18 protein-coding genes are annotated in these 20,886 nt (G+C 39.9%); 3 read left to right on the forward strand and 15 right to left on the reverse strand.

The genetic code is table 11. The features are described from left to right. Positions 1-45: 45 nt before the first annotated feature. Entirely contained in the window at positions 46-1,512 is a 1,467-nt protein-coding gene (locus tag I6E70_RS06915; RefSeq protein WP_197188345.1) for a sigma-54-dependent transcriptional regulator, read from the reverse strand. Next, the gene (locus tag I6E70_RS06920) at positions 1,509-2,621 is read right to left on the reverse strand and encodes a sensor histidine kinase (protein WP_197188346.1); all 1,113 of its coding nucleotides are present in this window, start codon (positions 2,619-2,621) and stop codon (positions 1,509-1,511) included. The genes I6E70_RS06915 and I6E70_RS06920 overlap by 4 nt, the downstream gene beginning before the upstream one ends. 132 nt (positions 2,622-2,753) lie before the next feature. Between I6E70_RS06920 and I6E70_RS06925 the strand changes: the two genes are divergently transcribed. After that, positions 2,754-3,347: a DNA-3-methyladenine glycosylase I gene (locus I6E70_RS06925; RefSeq protein ID WP_197188347.1), complete on the forward strand. Its 594-nt coding sequence runs from the start codon at positions 2,754-2,756 to the stop codon at positions 3,345-3,347. A 346-nt stretch (positions 3,348-3,693) separates the two neighbouring features. On the opposite strand, the gene I6E70_RS06930 is transcribed toward I6E70_RS06925, so the two are convergent. Further along, positions 3,694-5,130, reverse strand: coding sequence for a sigma-54 dependent transcriptional regulator (locus I6E70_RS06930; RefSeq protein WP_197188348.1), 1,437 nt, complete (start codon positions 5,128-5,130; stop codon positions 3,694-3,696). A 433-nt stretch (positions 5,131-5,563) separates the two neighbouring features. Between I6E70_RS06930 and fliS the strand changes: the two genes are divergently transcribed. Both fliS and I6E70_RS06940 read left to right on the forward strand, forming a co-directional pair. After that, on the forward strand, positions 5,564-5,965 hold the full coding sequence (gene fliS, locus I6E70_RS06935; protein ID WP_024608173.1) for a flagellar export chaperone FliS: 402 nt from the start codon (positions 5,564-5,566) through the stop codon (positions 5,963-5,965). A gap of 8 nt (positions 5,966-5,973) precedes the next feature. Beyond that, positions 5,974-6,285, forward strand: coding sequence for a hypothetical protein (locus I6E70_RS06940; RefSeq protein ID WP_197188349.1), 312 nt, complete (start codon positions 5,974-5,976; stop codon positions 6,283-6,285). Positions 6,286-6,430: 145 nt separating this feature from the next. Here I6E70_RS06940 and fliD read toward each other — a convergent pair whose 3' ends face one another. The 12 genes from fliD to flgE form a co-directional block, all read right to left on the reverse strand. After that, positions 6,431-7,864, reverse strand: a complete 1,434-nt coding sequence (gene fliD, locus I6E70_RS06945) for a flagellar filament capping protein FliD (protein WP_197188350.1) — start codon at positions 7,862-7,864, stop codon at positions 6,431-6,433. Positions 7,865-7,925: 61 nt separating this feature from the next. Continuing rightward, a complete protein-coding gene (locus tag I6E70_RS06950) occupies positions 7,926-8,351 on the reverse strand; it encodes a flagellar protein FlaG (protein ID WP_197188351.1) in 426 nt (141 codons plus the stop codon). Between the two features lie 156 nt (positions 8,352-8,507). After that, a complete protein-coding gene (locus tag I6E70_RS06955) occupies positions 8,508-9,683 on the reverse strand; it encodes a flagellin (RefSeq protein WP_231620072.1) in 1,176 nt (391 codons plus the stop codon). Between the two features lie 310 nt (positions 9,684-9,993). Continuing rightward, on the reverse strand, positions 9,994-11,172 hold the full coding sequence (locus I6E70_RS06960) for a flagellin (protein ID WP_197188352.1): 1,179 nt from the start codon (positions 11,170-11,172) through the stop codon (positions 9,994-9,996). 285 nt (positions 11,173-11,457) lie between these two features. Continuing rightward, a complete protein-coding gene (flgL, locus tag I6E70_RS06965) occupies positions 11,458-12,732 on the reverse strand; it encodes a flagellar hook-associated protein FlgL (RefSeq protein WP_197188353.1) in 1,275 nt (424 codons plus the stop codon). 2 nt (positions 12,733-12,734) lie between these two features. Then, the gene (gene flgK, locus I6E70_RS06970) at positions 12,735-14,801 is read right to left on the reverse strand and encodes a flagellar hook-associated protein FlgK (RefSeq protein WP_197188354.1); all 2,067 of its coding nucleotides are present in this window, start codon (positions 14,799-14,801) and stop codon (positions 12,735-12,737) included. 1 nt (position 14,802) lies between these two features. Continuing rightward, positions 14,803-15,819: a flagellar assembly peptidoglycan hydrolase FlgJ gene (flgJ, locus tag I6E70_RS06975; RefSeq protein WP_197098606.1), complete on the reverse strand. Its 1,017-nt coding sequence runs from the start codon at positions 15,817-15,819 to the stop codon at positions 14,803-14,805. Between the two features lie 172 nt (positions 15,820-15,991). Continuing rightward, on the reverse strand, positions 15,992-17,086 hold the full coding sequence (locus tag I6E70_RS06980) for a flagellar basal body P-ring protein FlgI (protein WP_024592771.1): 1,095 nt from the start codon (positions 17,084-17,086) through the stop codon (positions 15,992-15,994). Positions 17,087-17,097: 11 nt separating this feature from the next. Further along, positions 17,098-17,781 (reverse strand): flagellar basal body L-ring protein FlgH, encoded by a 684-nt coding sequence (gene flgH / locus I6E70_RS06985; RefSeq protein WP_002959418.1) that lies wholly within the window; start codon positions 17,779-17,781, stop codon positions 17,098-17,100. Positions 17,782-17,797: 16 nt separating this feature from the next. Beyond that, on the reverse strand, positions 17,798-18,586 hold the full coding sequence (flgG, locus tag I6E70_RS06990; RefSeq protein WP_002959420.1) for a flagellar basal-body rod protein FlgG: 789 nt from the start codon (positions 18,584-18,586) through the stop codon (positions 17,798-17,800). A 21-nt stretch (positions 18,587-18,607) separates the two neighbouring features. Further along, complete coding sequence (locus I6E70_RS06995) at positions 18,608-19,351, reverse strand: flagellar basal body rod protein FlgF (protein ID WP_007581863.1); 744 nt, start codon at positions 19,349-19,351, stop codon at positions 18,608-18,610. Between the two features lie 157 nt (positions 19,352-19,508). Further along, entirely contained in the window at positions 19,509-20,852 is a 1,344-nt protein-coding gene (gene flgE / locus I6E70_RS07000; RefSeq protein WP_121953510.1) for a flagellar hook protein FlgE, read from the reverse strand. Between the last annotated feature and the right edge of the window lie 34 nt (positions 20,853-20,886).

Here is a 20,886-nt window from a genome sequence, read left to right on the forward strand (position 1 = left end):
TTGACAACCCTAAGTTCGTAGCGCAAACTTAGGGTTTATAGGAGGTTATGCAGGAAGTGAAATACCTAAATCGCGCATTTGCGCTAGTTTATAACGTAAAGTTCGTGGGCTTATTCCCAACGTTTCGGCAACGTCTTTACGCTTGCCTTGGCAACGTGCAAGGGTTTCTAAAATAATGCGATGCTCTTTGTCTTTAAGCTCATCTTTATAGCTACCGGTATCCGCCGCAAGTAAACCTTGTTTGGGCTCATCCTCGGCATGCGATTTTTCATCATAATATGCAGAGCTTAGCGTGCTTTTATCAACGCCTTTATCTGCGTGAGCTAATTCTGTTGGCGATACTGTTTGCGCTGGTGCCAATGATGGCTCCATAACAAAGTTATTAGATACTAAGTTTTCGATAAAAATAGCATGCTCGTTTATTGTATCGCCACTTCGCAGTATAAGTGCACGCTGTATAACGTTATCAAGCTCGCGCACATTACCAGGCCACGCGTGAGCCAGTAACTTTTGCTCGGCAGCTTTATCTAAATACGCCATAGGCTCTTTGCTTTTACTTATATGGCGCTCAATTAAATGCTTAGCCAATACAATAATATCGCCAGGGCGTTGGCACAATGGACGCCACATTAGTGGAAAAACATTAAGCCTGTAATATAAATCCTCTCTAAACTGATTTTCAGACACGGCTTCTTTTAAATCACGATTACTGGTTGCCAAAATACGTACATCGAGCTGAATTGTTTTACGACCCCCTAAACGCTCAACTTCACGCTCTTGCAGTACGCGTAACAGCTTAGCTTGTAGCCCTAAGTCCATCTCAGTAATTTCATCAAGTAAAATAGTGCCGCCCTGTGCTTGCTCAAACTTACCCGGACATGCTTGAATCGCGCCCGTAAAAGCTCCTTTTTCGTAACCAAATAACGTGGCTTCGAGCATATTTTCGGGAATCGCCGCGCAGTTAATCGCCACAAATGGCTCATTACATCGGCTCGACTTATCATGAATATAACGAGCAAGTACTTCCTTACCCGAACCACTTGGGCCAAGTACCATCACACTTGCATCAGAGCGTGCTACTTTACTCGCAAGCTCCAATAATTGAATACTAGTTGGGTCGGCAACGATAGGTCCGTCGGTTTCTTTTGCTTTTTCAGGCAAATAACGGCTCACCATATTTAACAGCACTTCAGGTGCAAATGGTTTAGCCATGTAGTCAATTGCACCTAGACGCATGGCTTCTACCGCATCGTCAATTGTGGCATACGCCGTCATCATCAATACAGGTAAATCAGGGTGGTTTAATTTAATACTGCGTAGTAAATCAAGGCCACTCATTGCGCCCATTTGCACGTCGCTTACAACAAGCGAAAATTGATCTTTTTTAAGCAATATCATTGCTTGCTCAGCACTGTTAGCTGCAACACATTCAATACCCGACATTTCAAGGGTATCTATTAAGGCTTCACGAAGCCCTGCGTCATCTTCAACAACTAAAATAGTGTTACTCATAATGCCCCCTCTAGTTTAGATGTTGCCTTAATAGGCAGTAACAAGCTAAAGCAGGCACCACCCTGCGTATTATTAGTCACATCAACACGGCCTTGGTGCGCACTAGCCACCGAACTCACTACAGCAAGCCCTAAACCTGTGCCCTGACTTTTGGTAGTAAAAAATGGTTCAAAAATTTTATCGCTTTGGCTTAAATCAACACCTGGGCCATTGTCGCTCACACTAATACGAACCATATCTAAATCTTTTAAATCTCTTTGTGCACTTATTTTTACTTTTGCGCCGCCGCCAATAACTTGAATACTATTGTGCACAAGATTTTGAATAGCACTGGCCAATGCCGTTTTATTACCGACTATTTGTATATCTGGCTCTGGTAAGCTTACATCCAGTTCACTTTCATTAAGTGCAACCATCGCATCAGCGCCCGCTTTAACTTCTGTTAAAAGCTGCTGCATTGAAACTTGCTCAACAACTTGCTGATCGCCACTTTTGGCAAATAACAGCATGTCGTTTACTTGAGTTTCTAAATCTTTTAAACGCGACATTAACTTTGTTTGAAAGTTATCGCGAGATGCTTCGGGTAAGCGCTTTGATCCTAAATTAGCAGCGTACAGCATAGCGGCTGAGAGCGGTGTACGGACTTGATGCGCCAGTGACGCAACCATTTTACCCAGCGCGCTTAATCGCTGCATATGTGCAACACGTTTTTGTAAACGGCGAGTTTCGGTTAAATCCGTCATTAAAATAAGTTGCCCAGGCTCTGGTGCTAAAGCAGTAATATCAAGCTTTATTAGGCGCCCGTCTTTTAAAGACACTTCGTGACCATCATCTTGATGTGGCCTAAAAGAGCGCTGAATAACATTAAACCAGCGTTCGCCTTCAAGTGGCTCGCCAAGCATATCAATCGCTATTTGATTCGCTTTTGCAATCAACCCTTTGCCATCAAGTACAACCACGCCTGCTGGCATGGTATCAACCAAATGCGAAAGCCAACTTGCTTGCTTGCGCAGATCGCTTAATTCACCAATGTACTCCTCTTGAAGTAAACATGGGTTATACTGATTTGCAGAAAAAAACTGTGGTTTTAGCACGCTAGCAAGAGCCATAATCAAATCTCGAATTGATGTAGATACATGTCTAAATGCACGATTTATACCAAAATTTATTTACATACTTATCATTAAGTTACATCAATAATTTGAGCGACATAAAAATGACGCACACAAAAAGGAATAATAATGAGTGAGCAAATAAAGTGCCGTTGCCCGTGGCTCGACACCACTAAACCCGACTACGTTATTTACCATGATGAAGAATGGGGCGTCCCCCTTTACGATGATACAAAGCTGTTTGAATTTATCACTCTTGAATCCGCGCAAGCCGGCTTAAGCTGGTACACAATTTTAAAAAAACGCAGCGGTTACAAAAAAGCATTTGCTAATTTTGATGTAAAGAAAGTGGCACAATTCACACAAGATGACGTTGAGAGACTAATGCTTAATGAAGGGATTGTGCGCAATCGCTTAAAAATTTCGGCAACTGTTAACAACGCAAAGCGCTTTATAGAAATACAAGAAGAATTTGGAAGTTTTAGTAACTACCAATGGCAGTTTGTGGGTAATAAGCCGATTATAAGTAATTTAAATAACGTTGAGGACTACCCAGCAATTACAGAGGCATCAACCGCATTTGCGAAAGATTTAAAAAAACGGGGTTTTAAGTTTTTAGGCCCTACAACGGTTTACGCTCATATGCAGGCCTGCGGTATGGTTAACGATCACAGTAATGATTGTTTTAGAAAAGAAGAAATTATTAAGGCTTTAAGTGGGTAAGTGATTTATAACCATAAAAGTGATTTGTTCACAAAGAGGTTAAGAGACGCTGCGCTTTAGAGAAGGAGCCTGTAACGCGTAAGTTGACAATGGCTTCTCATTTAGCCTCGTTTTTTCTCTTTGTGAAATAGCGTTTTATTTAAATGATTAAAAGCTACGCTTTTCACGCGAGCAAGTCTAGCGTCTACAACAAAAGTAAAAACCGTGTAGGTGCGAATTTACTTCGCGCTCTTGCTAATATTTTTGAAGTAAAGTGCGGTATAAAACCGCACCTACAAAACGAGGGGTTATTTATCTACTGTGTTTGGCCAATTTATAACTAAACACTGACAGCTGCTTTTAAACCTTAATCTCTTGAGAGATTATACTTTTTCATTTTCTCAACGAGTGTGGTTCTGCGAACACCCAATATTTCTGCAGCGCGAGCTACAACGTAATCATAGCGCTCTAAGGCTTGGGTAATTAAGCTAATTTCAAGCTCTGCTAAATAATCTTTAAGTTCAATACCATCATCTGGCAATAGCCCACTACCCGTTTGGCTAAACTCAGCGTCTGGCTCACTTTCGTAATCGCTAAAGCCTGTGCTAAATATGTCGTTAAAGGCGTCTTTTTCCATTAACTCTTCAGGGTATTCTGGCTCGTAGGCTTCAACTTCAATGTAACGATATTTGTTAGGTAAATCAGGAATATCAACCACTTTTTCAGGAAACATAATAACCATACGTTCCACTAAGTTAGCAAGCTCACGAATATTACCAGGCCAGGCATGTTCTTTTAAGCTCTCAACTGCGCGCTCTGTAAACTTAGCGGTAGAACCAGTCTGGTCGTTAACACGGCGCATTAACTCTTTTAAAAGCAGCGGAATATCATCAGCACGTTCACTCAGCGATGGGTTTTCGATAGGAAATACATTTAAGCGGTAATATAAATCTTCCCTAAAACTCCCCTCTTCAATCATTGTTTCAAGATTACGATGTGTGGCTGCAATAACGCGTACATCAGCCTGAATAGCCTTTGTACCACCAACACGTTCGTAGCTGCGCTCTTGCAATACTCGCAGCAACTTAACTTGCATTTGCAGTGGCATATCGCCTATTTCATCTAAAAATAGCGTCCCACCTTGAGCTAGTTCAAACCGCCCTTTACGAGCCGATATAGCACCAGTAAACGCGCCTTTTTCGTGGCCAAATAGTTCACTTTCGAGCAGTTCAGCCGGAATAGCACCACAGTTAACCGGTACAAACGGTCCATTAATACGCTTTGAAAGCAGGTGTACATTACGGGCAACCACTTCTTTACCAGTACCTGATTCACCTAAAATTAAAACATTAGCGTCGGTTTTTGCCACTTGTTCAATTAAAAAGCGAACATCTTTTACGGCCTCTGTTTCACCAACTAGCCCGTCAAAGGTTTTATGTGGTTTAGTATGCTTATGTTCATTAGGCAGCATACGTTGATACTGCTGGCAATCATGAAGTAACTGAGTTGTCACTTCGTGATTAAATGGCTCGCAAATAAGCCCCACCACATTAGCGATACTTAATAGTGGTTTTAGCGTTTCGCCAATTAATAAAAACGGTAGAGTTGGATAGCGTTTAATTAAGCTTTCGTGGTCAAGTGATTGCAACGCTCCTAAAATAATCATGCATTCTTGTTGCTGATATTTTTTGCACTCTTGCTCAAAGCTTTCTTCGCTTAATAGCTCAGAAGCTTCACCAATAAAGCTAAGTGAAGCATTTAATCCTATTGCGCGGTTGTTATTATTATCTAAAATCAAGATCATATTTAGCGAGCCGTACTTTCACTAATTTGTATAATTAGTTAAATTGTAAGCCAGTTCAGCATGGATGCAAGCGATAGCGGCAGTTTTTTGACATAAACGCCAAAAAACAGACGGGCTAGTTAAGTCAATCATACTTAATAGTTAATTATTAAGTATGGGTTATAGTTTTAACTCAGTCATTACTTAACTATTACCTAACTATAACTTAGCCCTAAAAATTAATTTACTCGGCTATAAAAATGCTATTGTTAGTAAATAAACTCAATTATAAATTTAAGTTGAAGTTACAAATGCCGATACATAAATAAGTGAAAATGCTTGGCATTAATATTGCTTTGTTTTTATAAAAGTATAAAAGCTTTATTGATTTTTTATATAAGTTTTTATAATAGCTTTCACATAATTTTATCGTTTTAAATTTTAGGATTTTCCCATGGCTCATGTCTCAGTAAAAAAATACGGTCAAGTTCGTGCTAGTAGTATTGCCGAAATGGCTCCTTACGAACAAATAAACCTTATATTCAGTAATATTATCGGTCGCTTAGCAGCAACAAAAGGGTTTATTGAGCGCAAAGAAATACAAAAGAAGGGTGAAAACATTTCAGCCTGTGTTTTATTATTTGGTGCACTGCAAGACGCACTTAATTTAGAAGTAGAACAAGACCCTAGTATTTCTAACAATTTATTGGCACTTTACGATTACTGCCAACGCCGTTTAACGCAAGCGAACATAAACAACGATATTGAAGCAATTATTGAAGTATCAAGTATTGTTAAAGAAATTAAAGAAGGCTGGGATAACATTCCGCTAGATCAACGAAACCCTGCAGTTTAATTTAAATTATGGAATCGCCAACATCTTCAGAGCCACTAACGAACTACTCTGAGCTCATACAAACGTTGCTCAAAAATATTGAAGTATTAGTAAATGAAAATAACGCAGACGAAGCTAAGCTTTTTTTAGACACTTTAAATGCTAAACTAAAGCAATGGTGCGAAAGTAGCGAAGGTCCAAGCGCAGAGCAATTAGAATTAATTCAGCTTCGTATTAATACTATTTTAGTAAAAGCGAATAGTGCAAAAAACGAGTCATCTAAAGCTATTATTAAACATAAAAAGTCAGGAAAGGCGATAAAAGCTTATAAAAACACCTAGTAAACAGACCTAATAAACTACCTTTATGCTAACTAAATACATGACTATAGCTTACTATTTGAATCAAAGAATAATACACACAAAAAACCGCTAAATTTAAACTTAGCGGTTTTTTATTAAATCTATAATACCTTTAACTCAGCTATTAATTTGATTGCCTAACTACGCCTGGCATATTCTCTAATTGAGCTTGAACATAACTACTGGTGTTATTGAGGCTCGCCACTAATAAATCCATCGCATTATATTGAGCATATAAGCGAGACGATAGCGACTCCATTTTACTGGCAAGGTCCAAGCGATCATCATCTAAATCATCTAGTTGATTTGTTTTACTATCTATTCGGTTTTGTATGATGCCGTCAGAATCTGTATAAAAGCTCATTAGGTCATCAAACGACTGTGCAAAGCCATCATCGTCATCGCCTACAAAAAACTGTTGCACTAGATTTACGTTAGCGTCTATTTGCTCATCCAGTGTTTCTGTATTTAGGGTTAAAACACCATAGCGGTCTGTTTCTATTCCTAACTGCGAAAGCGATAATGAGTTACCATCACCTAAGTCAACTGACTCGGTGATTTCACTACGTAACTTTGACATAACACCACGAAGTAGTGAATCCCCCGCCATAACGCCTGCGCCATCCGCACTCGATGCACCTAAGTTATTACTAAGCTCTAACAGTTCGTTATAGCTTTCAATAAAACTATTTAAGCCTGTTTTAATATTATTGTTGTTTTCGGTAACCGATATATCACTTAAGTCGTCGTCAGTGGCATGCAACTTTTTAGCGGTAATATCCACGCCATCAATCACATTAGTAAATTCATTGGTATTGCTTGATACAGTTAACGTGCCATCAATCGTTATTTGTGCATTTTGTGCAGCATTAACTTGCGTTAGGTTAGTTGTATGATTAGCTGGGTTTGCGTCTGATACATCATAAGCTAACCTAGATAGGCCACCTGTATCAGTATTATTACCGTCATCGTCTTGTACGGTAATTGTAATTGCGTTGTCTTCGCCCGTTTCTTTACTGGTAAGCACTAAATGCTGACCGGTATCACTGGTTATTATAGTTGCAACTACAGAATCATTACTATCACTGCCAGTAAAAGGACCGTTATTAATTTGGTCTCGTAAATCTTCTAAAGTGTTTGTAGCCGATAAAACCGTAGAAAAACTATTTGCACCAGAACCGATTGTAATTACGCCAGCTCCAATTGACTCGTCAGCTGCAAATGCAGGGGAAGATAATTTGTGAGCTTGTGCTAATGCGTCTACTTTTACGTTGTAGCTACCAGGCTGAGCGTCTTTATCTGAACTAATTGATATAAAATCATCATTGCCAGATGCTGTTCGCTTTTGATAGTTATCACTATCACCTAGTGCTTCCATTGATGTTTGTACTTTTTCGAGCGCAGACTTGAGTGCGCCAACAGCTGAAATATCCGTAGTTAACTTACTTTCTGTAGTATTTAAGCGAGCTTCAGCGGGTGCTTGTTCAGCATTAACTAGTGCATCGACGATATCTGACACTGCTAACCCAGAACCTAACCCATTAAATGTAATAGACATACCTTACCTCTTTAAATACTCAAAAATAAACTAACTTAGTATTAGTAATTCAAACTACCGACTAAACTGTTTGATCAATTAAAATACCTGCCGACTCTGACAATTTAGAAACTAAGCTCAATACTTCCTCAGATGGATATTGCTTAATAACTTCACCGCTGTTTTTATCTAGCACTTTAATGACATCGCGACCTGAATCTTCATCAACTTTAAATTGCAAACTTCGGTTCATTTCGCCCATAAAGTCCTGCAATTGTTGCGCCATTTGTTCTAGCTGTTCGCGCTCTAACGGCTGAGCTTTTTCATCTTGGTTATTATTGTTGTATTGATTTTGCTGTAACTTTTGTTGATTTTGTGCATCCACCTGCTTTACATCATCAACCGATCGCTCAGTTAAAGAGTGAGCAGCTTGCCCTACTTGCTTATTATCACCAGCAGTAGGAGTCGGTGATATTGTAACCTCTGCGTTTGAAGTAATTGTATTCATAACAGATTCCTATTTTTCATTTAATTAAACCAACAATAGCTTAGTTTATATTCTTAAACCACAAAAGGAGGTAGCTAAAGCCACCTCCTTTTTTTGTAAAACTAATACTGACTTTATGTACTAGCTAGCTAACCAATAAGCTATTGCTTTAGCTTATTAACCTAATAAGCTAAGTGCTGCTTGTGGTAACTGGTTCGCTTGCGACAAAATTGACGTACCTGCTTGTTGTAAAATTTGGTTTTTAGTCATTTCTGCAGTTTCTGTTGCAAAGTCAGTATCTTGAATACGGCTACGTGACGCAGATACATTTTCTTGAATATTCGCAAGGTTACTAATCGTATGACCAAAACGGTTTTGTAATGCACCTAAATCAGCACGTTGCTCATCTACCTGTTTCAGCGCAGCATCAATAGATTCAAGCGCTGCCTGCGCACCTGCTCCATCAGTTCCACTGATATCAATTGAGCCTACAGCGGTACCACCTGAAGCTGAGTCTAACCCACCCACTGTTGCAGCACCGGCAGTTGTAGAAAAAGTACCTCCATCAGCAGGAACAGAGCTGCCTGCAGTAAAGCCTGATACCTCATTTGTTGTAGTAAATGTAATTGAACCTGAGCCATCTGATTGTGCACGAACCCCTAAAGAACCTACATTTTCATTTATGGCATCAATCATATCATCGGTACCCGCACCAGCACCTACATCAAAACTAACTGACTTTGTTCCATCTGCATCAGTTACTTCAAACGTTATAGTTTCGGCTGCAGTACCTATATTAGCAGCATCAAAACCAGCAAGAGCAGTAACACTTCTACCACTCACAACACCTAAATCAGAGGCTTTCATACTGGTAAGTTCCATCTCAATTGTTTCATTAGCATTAGAGCCAACTTGAAAAGACTTTGTACCGAAATTACCATCAAGCAACTGCTGCCCACCGAAGGAAGTAGTTTCTGCAATTCGAGTTAACTCGAATTGCAGAGCAACAACTTCTTTTTGTAACGATTCTCTATCGTCAGCGGAGTTTGAGCCATTTGCAGATTGCAAAGCAAGCTCACGCATGCGTTGTAAAATATTAGTCGATTCACTCATAGCACCTTCAGCTGTTTGCGCCATTGAAATACCATCGTTGGCATTACGCTGTGCTACACCTAAACCATTTATTTGCGATGTCAAGCGGTTTGAAATTTGCATGCCAGCGGCATCATCTTTTGCACTGTTGATACGCATACCCGATGATAGGCGTTCCATTGATGTTGCAAGGTCAGAACCTGATTGAGACAAGTTACGTTGAGCGTTTAGTGAAGATACATTTGTATTTACTGAAATCATAATAAAACTCCTGATTACTTTCGTAATGTTGCTATTTTAATTTAACCAAGAGCTGTCACAAATGTATGCTCAGCTCCGTACTGATTAAGTTAACGGCAGGAAATAAATTATCTTTAGTAGTATTTCAAAAATAAATTGGTTTATTTGTTTAATTAAATGTAATTAGTTGTTTTAAAATGAAAAGTAGTTATTTATTAATTTTTATAGCGTATTAATTTATATTTCAAATAGTTTTTACTATTTCAAAAAACAAAAAACGCACTTCCAGTTGAAGTGCGTTTGTATAAACAGTTACTAGTAAACTAAATAATTAGCCACCTAATAAACTAATGGCTGCTTGTGGTATTTGGTTTGCCTGCGAAAGTATTGACGTACCCGCTTGTTGGAGTATTTGATTTTTAGTCATTTGTGCAGTTTCTGTTGCAAAGTCTGTATCTTGAATACGGCTACGCGATGCAGATACATTTTCTTGAATGTTAGCAAGGTTACTAATTGTATGACCAAAACGATTTTGAATAGCACCTAAATCAGCACGTTGATCATCAATTTGTTTTAATGCCGCATCAATTGATTCAAGTGCTGCTTGTGCACCTGTCCCATCAGCTCCACTAATATTAATTGAGCCAACCGCAGTACCACCTGTAGCAGTATCTGCTCCCCCTGGTGTTACTGAAGTTACTGCTGAAGCGAAAGCCCCTGCATCAGCGGCAATACTACTAGATGTCTCAAAAGCAGTTACTTCATTAGTCGTCGTGAATGTAATTCCCCCTGAGCTATCTGACTGTGCACGAACACCTAAAGAGCCAACATTCTCATTTATTGCGTCAATCATATCATCAGTACCCGCTCCAGCAGCAACAGTAAAGCTTACTGACTGTAAGCCTGCTGCAGTTGTAACGCCAAATGTAATAGTTTCATCTGCAATACCTATATTAGCTGCAGTAAATGCTGGTACGGCTGCTGACTGCCCGCTTACAACTCCTAAATCAGTTGCTTTAAAACCATCAATAGTAACGTCAATGACTTCATTGGCATTGGCACCAACTTGGAATGATTTTGTTTCGAATGTTCCATCTAATAACTTTTGCCCACCAAAAGAAGTGGTATCTGCAATACGTGTTAACTCTTTTTGTAAAGCCGCTACTTCTTTTTGTAACGAGTTTCTGTCCTCAGAAGAGTTAGATCCATTGGCTGATTGTAAAGAAAGCTCTCGCATACGCTGTAATATATTAGTTGACTCGTTTAAAGCCCCCTCTGCCGTTTGAGCCATTGAAATACCGTCATTCGCATTTCGCTGAGCAACAGCTAGGCCATTTATTTGGGACGTTAAACGGTTAGAAATTTGCAGGCCGGCGGCATCATCTTTAGCACTATTTATGCGCATACCAGAAGCTAGGCGCTCCATTGAGGTTGCTAAGCCTTCGCCAGATTTAGTTAAGTTACGTTGTGCGTTTAGTGACGACACATTAGTATTTACTGTTAATGCCATTTTACCATCTCCTAGGTTTAAACAGAGTGTGGTTCAACACGATTTAACAGGAACCACTGTTCGATAATTTCTTACAATAAGAAAAGCATTTACTGTGCCAACTTTAAATCAATTTTAACTCTTTGTTTTTAATTATAAAAAATGGATTTTATTGAGTTAAAAAGTAGGTGTGAGGTTATTTGAAAAGAGTGACATTTTTTTGCCGCGGCTTTGTAGCAAATTATTGCCGCTTTAAAGTAGGTAAAGCGGCAAAGTATTTCTGTTTATAATCTGCTTATAACTTGCTTATAAGTAATCGAATAATGAAAGGTTAGTTAAGCGGCCAAACGTGGCTTGCGATGCTTGCAGTGCCGTTTCTTGTTTGGTTAGTTCGCTAATAGCTTCTGCCATATCAACTTCAACTAAGTTAGAACGATTACTTTTATTTTGAATGTCGAGCGCTAAGTTAGAATCGCTTACTCTTTCAAGCGCGTTCATACGCCCGCCTAAACTTGATTGGGTAAACACCACTTGCTCACTCGCATTTTGTAATTGCACTAAGCCATCAGCAAGTACTTGCTGAAAGTCATCACCTTCAAGTGCGCCATTATTAAGGCCGGTAATAAGTGATTGCAGTGTATTGAGTACGTTTTCTTTATGTGGTTTTTCAAGGCTAAAATCGAGTTGGCCAGGCGCACTACCCTCAAATTGAATTTTCATACCTGCAAATTCAATTGTATCATCTGTAACTTCACCAGTTTGAGGCGGGGTAAGCGACACGCCATCTTGTAAAATTTCGTATGTATCAGGATCGTTTGTTGTTGCACCAGCGGTTGTGACTACACTAAAAGTATTTGCTGTAGGTGAAACTGGAGTCGTTGGATCAGCATTGTATTGAGCTTGATGGAACTTATCGAACTCGGCTTGGCCATCAACATAAACAGTGCCTTTAGTAATATTATTTGTAGGTGTTGTTGTTGGTATTTCTGCTTTATTATCGAGTACATTTAATCTGGCATCTGTTTTTTCAAACGTATCAAAGCCGTTATCACTCGCTTTAATTGATACACCTTCAGCTATTGTAATTTGGTGCTGACCTTGGTCGCCTTTATAGCTATATTCACCCACTGCAGAATCAAACTGATAAGGCTGCGTGCTGTCTTGGTAACCTGAAAATATAAATTTTCCATCTTCTGATCGGGTGTTCATTAAGTTAGCTAACGTTTGTTGAATGCCACTAAGCTCTGATGCAAACGTCTTTAAATCATCTTTAGTATAAACACCATTACCCGCCTGAATAGTGAGCTCTTGCGCTTGTTGAATATTACTATTTATACTTTGTAATACGCTTTCTTCAGTTTCAAGGCGGCCATTTAGCTGGTTAATATTTTTAGTGTATTGCTCATTAGTTTGTATTTTATTTGAATACAGCATAGCTTGCGAAATAGCAGCTGGCGCTTCTGAGGTGGTTAAATACTTTTCACCGGTTGTTACTCGCTCTTGAGCGCTGGCAACACCTTGTTGGTTGTCGAGTATTTTATTTATGTTGTTTTGGTACATTAAATTATTTGATAAACGCATAATTACCTCGCCGCATTTAATAAGGTGTCAAAAATTTCTTGAGCTGCTGCTAAAACTTGTGCTGATGCTGAGTATGATTGTTGAAAACGCAGTAAATTTGCGGCCTCTTCATCAAGGTTTACACCCGATAGTGATTCATACCATGCCTCAGACTGCTCTGCTAATGCATTAAACGCACTACCGCTTGTTATTGCTTGACCAGTTATAACGCCTATATCACTCACTAACCCTGAATAAGCTTGGTTGAACGTTTTATGGTTGTCGGCCGTTGCTGTTGTTTCTACGTTTAAGCGTACTAATTCGCCATTTTGTAAGTCAGCTAATTTTAAACCATTACGGTTATCGTCAAAGCCGCCTTCGTTAAACTCAAGTGTAAAGGTGTCGCCTGTTGCTGGTGTACCTTCTATGTCAAAATCAAAACCATAATCGCTGTATGGCGTTCCTGCTTGAGATAAAACATTATTACCTGGCGGTGGAATAATAATTGTTGTTGCCGTATTATTTTCATCAGAAATTTGATATTCGTTTGCAGTGCCTGTTTTTACTAGGGTAATACCGCCATTGGTCAAACCGGGAGCGGTGGTAAAACCACCCGATGTCACGCTTGTTACTTCTCCCACTGAAATAGTAGCGGTGCCTATATTATCTATACTGTTAGCAGTACGAATAGGCGATGCTAGTGCTAAATCTTCTGCGCGCCCTGTTGCAAGCGTAATGCTAGAAGCCGAGTCAGAATTAAGCTTAATTTGAAACTGATCTCCCACGTTACCTGTTTTGGTTGTATCTATATTTAATTGTAGTCCGAAGGAGTCTTTTACCGTTGCTAATACTTCTGGTGTTGTAGCTGTTGCCGCTTGATAAGGGACTGCATTTCGAATATCGTCTGCATTTATGATCCCATCAGCTGGGATATCTGCAACTGATGGGTCACCTAGCGGCTCGCCTTTATTATCTACTGGTTGAATAGAAACCGATGCAGCACTCGTATAAGTAATAATAAAGTCACTGGCAGGTAATTCACTGCCTTTACCGGGCTCTACAGTTGCAGTCATACCAGCATCACCAGTATTCGCTTGATACGCATAAGCGCCAACGGTAGGTATATTAAAAATATTACCACCTAGCTGGCCTGTTGCATCCATACCCAATTTGTTTTGTTCGTTAAATGCATCAGCTATCGCTAAGCCCATTTGGCCAATTTGGTTTTGCGCAGGGACTAATATGTCATCTCTAAAAGCAAGTAAACCGCCAATTTTACCTTTAAGCTTGCTTACATCAACTTCAAGCGGCACTGCTTTGCCACCGTTAACATCAAGCGTGAATTCTTTAAAATTAGGATCAGGATCCCCCGTCATCGAAAATAAGTTAAATGCGCCATTTTGCATAACAACCGCTTCGCCTGTGCCCATAAAAACGAGTTTTTCGCCATTTGGACCATCAAGCGTTTCTATGTCTATTAGCTCTGATAAGTCGCGTATTGCTTTATCGCGTTCGTTATAGGTAGAGCTTGCATCTGCGGCGTTATTAGTGCCATTAACGGCTGCAATATTTTGATTTAGCGTGCTAATACTTTGAATGAGTGAGTTTGCTTCATCTGAAAATATTTCGAGCTGCTCGTTCACTATACTTTTTTGATCAAGCACGATGCCAGAAAGCCTATCCATTTGATCAATTAAGCTTTGCGCATCTGTCATTACTAATGAGCGAGCAACGGTAGACGACGGCTGATTTAGCGCTTCTTGTACGTTATTAAATAAAGAGTTAATACCAGTTGATAGATTATTCGACTCTTCAGAAAAAATAGTATCAACTCGATTAGCCTCAGTAATAAACTGATCGAAAAACGATTTATTTGAGGTATCACGATTTAGCTGTGACTGAGCAAATTCGTTTAATAATCGGTATGTTTCGCCCCGCCCTACTTGGTTATCAACCATAGTAGTAAACTCTGTACGCTCGCGCACATAGCCTTCGGTATTAACATTGGCGATATTTTTACTTGTCGTTTGCAGTAGCTCCGAGCTTGCTCTAACCCCAGAACTGGCAATGTTTAATAAATTAAACGACATGTTACTCTACTCCTTGGCGGATCACGTTTGCCGCAATGTCTTTTAGCTGACTACTATTGAGCACTTTTTTTATTTTGCTGGCATAATTTGGATCGGTTGCATAACCTGCTTTTTGTAATGAATCTAAAAAGTCATTTGGTTTTGCTGTATTTTGTAATGCTTCTTTGTAGCGCGGGTTTTGCGTTAAAAAATCAACGAAGTCGTTCACGCTATCTTTAATTGAATCGTAGGCTCTAAAGCTGGCTTGTTTTTTAACGGGTGTACCTTGCTCAAACTCAAGCGTTACTTTGCTTGCTTTATCGCCTTCCCAGCTTTTATCTGACTTAATATTAAATAAGTTATTTGAGCTACCACCGTCACTTCTATTAATAATGTGCTTACCCCAACCGGTTTCAAGTGCCGCTTGTGCAACCATTACCGCTGGGTTTAAACCAATTTTTTGCGCTGCAGTTTTAGCGTGTTCCCACACTGAACTTACAAACTCTTCTGCATTTTTAAATGTTGGGCTATCGATTTTAGACTCTGCAGTATCGACTTTAGGCTCAGCAATATCGGCTTTAGTGTTATTAACGATAAGATCGGGTTGCTTATTTTTTTGCTCATGAGGAAGAGCAGATCCCACTTGTGTATCGCTGAAAATATCGTTGGTTGTTCTAAGTACAGAGCCTGGCATAAAGTTTTTAGACTCAGGCGATAACTGCTGAACAATTAAATCGGCAAGGCCTAACGAGCCATTTGAAGAAAGCTCTGTTGAAAGTTGCTGGTCGTGCATTTCTTCAAAAAACTTTACGCCACTTGAATTAAATGGGCTGTCTTTGTCTTCAAATGCTTCGTTAGCTTTGCGCATTCCTTTGAGCAGCATTTGCGTAAAAATAGCTTCAAATTGTGCGGCCGCTTTTTTAAGCGCAGCTTTAGAAGCATCAGTTGATGCATCGCCACTGGTTAAGGCTTCTTTACGAAGTGAATCTAAGTTGCCTAAATCAAAAAAGTTTTGTTTATCGAGGTGATTAGTTTCCATCGGCTTTTTGACACAAAATGAATAATGCAGTTAAAAATGCAAAAATTGAGCCACTACCGATAAAACGAGGAAGATAAAAATAATAAACTTAAGTTGCTGTAAATAAAAAGCCCTATATCTTGTTTCAAAAATATAGAGCTTAAGTAATACGTTATTTATTGACTTGAGTTATTTATATAACAACTAACTGCCCGTTAATTGCGCCGGCTTCTTTTAGTGCTTCTAAAATAGCCATTAAGTCACCAGGCGCTGCGCCTACTTCGTTAATTGCGCGAACTAAATCGTCAAGGCTTACACCTGGATTAAATACAAAGGCGCGCGAGTCGTCTTGGTTTACATCAATAATACTTTGCTGAGTAACAACGGTGTCACCGTTTGCTAGCGGGTTTGGTTGCGACACATTTTGTTGCTCTGCAATTGTTACTGTTAAGCCACCATGAGTTATAGCCGCAGGCTGAAGTTTAACGTTTTTGCCAATGACAATTGTACCGGTACGCGAGTTAACTATAATTTTAGCGGCCATATCAGCTGGCTTAAATTCTAAGTTTTCGAGTGTCGATAAGTACGATACACGCTGGGATGCATCGCGTGGTGCAATAACACGGATAGAAACAGAATCAATTGCTTGTGCGCTATTTGGGCCAACTAGGTCATTAATTGTTTTTTCTAGGCGTTTTGCCGTTGTAAAGTCTGGGCGGTTTAGGTTGAAGGTAATGTAATCGCCTTGCATAAATGGGCTTTCTACAGTGCGTTCAACTGTTGCGCCATTTGGTATACGACCAACTGTAGGGGTGTTAATTACAACCTTACTACCATCAAGGCCTTGTGCCCCTAAGCCACCGACAATTAAGCTACCTTGTGCAATTGCATACACGTTACCGTCTACACCCTTTAAAAAAGTTTGTAGTAAAGTGCCACCACGTAAACTGCCTGCACTACCAATGGAAGAAACCGTAATATCTATTGTTTGCCCGGGCTTTCTAAATGCAGGTAATTCTGCATGCACAGCAACAGCGGCAACATTTTTAATTTTAGGACTTTGAGTTGAAGGTAGCGTAATACCAAAGCTGTTCAACATGCCTCTAAAACTTTGTTGTGTGTATGAGTTTTGCTCGCCAGTGCCCGGTAAACCAACCACTAAGCCATAACCAACTAATTGGTTAGAGCGTACGCCTTCAACCATAGACACATCTTTTATGCGCTCAGCACTGGCAGTAAACTGCCAACCTAATAACACAACTAAACATAAAGCTTTAAGGCTATTCATGTTGTTACCCTCTAAAATGGAAACAGCGAACTGCTAAAGAAACGTGTAAGCCAACCAGGACTTTGCGCTTCTTGCGTTTGCCCTTTACCTGAGTATTGAATACGTGCATTAGCAATACGGTTTGATTCAACCGTATTATCGGCGCTTACGTCTTGAGGGCGTACTAGCCCTTCTAGACGAATAAACTCTTCGCCGGTATTAAGCGTTAGCCATTTTTCGCCGCGTATAACTAAATTACCGTTAGGTAAAACACGCATTACATTTACCGAAATATCGCCTACTAAGCTGTTTGACTGGTTTGATTTTGAATCACCCGTAAACGACGAATCACTACCAATACCAAACTGAATGCTATCGCCACCTATATTTACTGGTAGACCACCTAATCCAATCACTGGGTCTAAGCTTGCGTCAGTTTCTTTGTCTGTTTCTGTTTTAGCGGCCTTTGTTGCTTGAGTAGACTCTTGCAGTTTAACCGTAATTATATCGCCAGTACGTAGCGCTTTTTTATCAGAATATAAGTCGTTTGATGTATGAGTATTAAACAATGAACCTGTAGCTACCAGCGGCTCTAAAATAGGCTCGGGGTACATAGGTGCGTAGTAAGGGTCGTCCTGCACTACCTCACTATTTTGCGTAGACATACAGCCACTTAAAAATAATGTGCCCGCTGCAAATAAAATAATATTACGCATAATTCCCCCTACTCTATTAAAGCTGTTGATTGATATAACTCATCATTTCGTCAACGGCCGAAATTACTTTTGAGTTCATTTCGTAAATACGCTGAGTTTCGATTAGATTTACGAGCTCTTCAGTTACATTTACGTTTGATGTTTCGAGCGAGCCTTGAATAATGCTACCTAACCCTTCAACACCAGGATTACCTTGTACCGGCGCACCACTTACAGCGGTTTCGGTATAAAGATTTTGACCGATTGGCTCAAGACCCGACGGATTAATAAAATCACTAATAGTAAGCTGACCAATGACCACGTTATCGGCTTGGCCTGCAACACGCACAGATACTTCACCGTCTTGCGAAACCGTAATTGATTGCGCGTCATCAGGTACATTCATTTCTGGCTGAATAACGTAACCTGCGCCCGATGTTACAATGCGTCCATCGCCATCGGTAGTAAACTGACCATTGCGCGAGTAAGCAATATTGCCATCTGGTTGCAGTACTTCAAAAAAACCTTCACCAGAAATCATCCAATCTAGTGAGTTTTCGGTGGTTAGCATGTTGCCTTGCGTAAACTCTTTTTGGTTAGCTACAACTTTAGCTCCCGCACCTAACATTAAGCCCGATGGCATTTCGGTATCTTGCGATGAACGACCACCTGGTTGATTAATATTTTGATAAAGTAAATCTTCAAATATAGCGCGGCTTTTTTTGTAACCTACGGTACTCGCATTCGCTAAATTATTTGAGATAACCGATATATCGGTTTGTTGAGCGTCTAGCCCAGTTTTACTGATCCACAATGCTGGATTCATAATCGTGTCCTCATTTTAAAGTTAAACTATGCGTAATAACTGATCTTGACGCTCGTCAATTTCTTCAGCTGTTTTCATTAATTTCACTTGTAATTCAAATTGGCGCTGGTGGCTTATCATGTCGACCATTTCGTGAACAGGGTTCACATTCGACATTTCAAGCGAACCACTTAAAACTTTTACATTGGCAGAGGTATCTACTGTTACATTTGCTTTTGGTCTAAATAAACCATCGTTACCTTTTTCGAGCTGTGAGCTATTTGCTTCTACCACTCTAAGCGTGTCTATTTCTTCTAAAAAGTTAGCGGGAGCGCCTTGTGGTCGAACTTGAATAGCGCCATCTTGGCTAAACCCTATTTTTTCGACTGGGACGGGTAAAATAACAGGTCCCCCTTCGCCAATAACTTGACGACCATGGCTGGTTACGAGCATGCCTTGAGCAGTAACGTTTAACGTACCCACTTTTGTGTAAGCTTCATTACCGGAGGCATCTTGCACAGCAAGCCATGCGTTATCGCTCATCGCGATATCTAAGTCTCGCCCGGTTTGAACAATGCCACCCGATACCATGTTAGAACCCGGACGCTCTTGCATTGAAAATACTCGTGTAGGCAAACCTTCGCCAAACGCTTGCATAGAACGCGCCTGCGCAAAGTCAGCTTTAAAACCCGTTGTATTTGCATTTGCCAAATTATTGGCTTTTAAAGCAAGCCCTTGTAGGCTTTGCTTAGCGCCAGAGGCCGCAATGTAGACCATTTTGTCCATAGTATCGACTCACATAAAAAATCTCTGAACTTACAAATGCAAAATAGATGCCAGATTAAATTTGACGCAACATTGAGAGGTATTTAGAAGGGCTTGCAAAGAGGACTTATAAAAAAGGCTGCAAAAATGCAGCCTAATATATTTAATAGGGTTTAGCTTATCGAATCTGCAAAATACTTTGCTGAATAGTTGAGTTAACTTCAAGCGCACGTGAGTTTGCTTGGTAATTACGCTGTGCAGTAATTAAGTCTACAAGCTCGTTTGTAAGGTTAGTATTTGATTGCTCAAGTGCTGATGAGTTTATCGATCCTAAAGTACCTGATCCTGGCTCACCTGCAATGGGATCACCCGATGTTAAACTTTTTTTCCAAGCAGTATCACCTACTTGCTGTAAGCCTTGTGAGTTAGAAAAGCGTACCATAGCAACTTGACCTAAAAAAGTTGAGTCACCATTACTGTAAGACGCAACTACCTTACCATCAGTACCAATGTCAATCCCGGCTAAACGGCCAACGGTAGCGCCATCTTGCTCAAGTGCTTTTACTTCAAAGTTACCTGCAAACTGGGTAGGTACTTTATTACTTGTTCCCGCTTCATCACGCCAACTGACTGACACTTTATCAGGAAAACTTGCACCATTAGTTAAAAGAGAAGTCAAACCTGTAGTCGCATCAGAAGCTAGGTCTATATCAGGGAACGTTATAGCTGGTAATTCAACATCAGGCAAACCTGCTGATGTAAATTCAAAAGTATCTATAGGGGTATGTGAACCTGCGACTGTTTCAACTCCATCTGTCCCAAAATTTTTCCCGTCTAAAGTTGCGTAAACGTCCCATTCGTTTGGTGTATTTTCTGGGTCTTGCTTTACAAAGAACAGCTGTAAAACATGTGGCTCACCTAATGAGTCATACACTGTAGTTGATGTAGAACTATTATAAGAAGCACTTGTATTTGAATCGAAAGTATCAACTGTGGGTTGAGTTTCTCGTGAATCTAAGTTAAATGATGAATACACTTTACTTGTTGCGCGAGGAGAACCAGACGAATCCGGTATTTGTAATGGTGATGAAGTACTCAAACTTACTGATGTAGTGGCACCTGTAGCTTCATCAACAGGGAAACCTTGTAAAAAATTACCTTTAGCATCTACTACAAAATTATCTTCATTTAATTTGAATGCACCTGCACGAGTATATGAAAAATCTTGAGAACCTAAGTCTTCACTCATCGCGAAATAACCTTCACCAGTGATCGCTAAATCAAGTGAGTTATTTGTAAATTGCAGTGAGCCTTGATGAAACTGCTGTGCAACCATAGCGGTTTGAACACCATCACCATTTTTAGTTTTACCAGAGCTAAATACTGACGATGCATACACATCAGCAAACTCAGCGCGCGACTCTTTAAAACCTGTTGTATTCACGTTTGCAATATTATTTGCAGTTACGTCTAAATCTTTTTGTGCGGCAGCTAGGCCGGTTAATGCAATATTGAAGCTCATAGTTCACCTCTAACCTGTTAATCTGTGGCCTGCT

The organism is Pseudoalteromonas sp. NGC95, assembly GCF_015864705.1.
GTDB classification, from domain to species: Bacteria; Pseudomonadota; Gammaproteobacteria; order Enterobacterales; family Alteromonadaceae; genus Pseudoalteromonas; species Pseudoalteromonas arctica.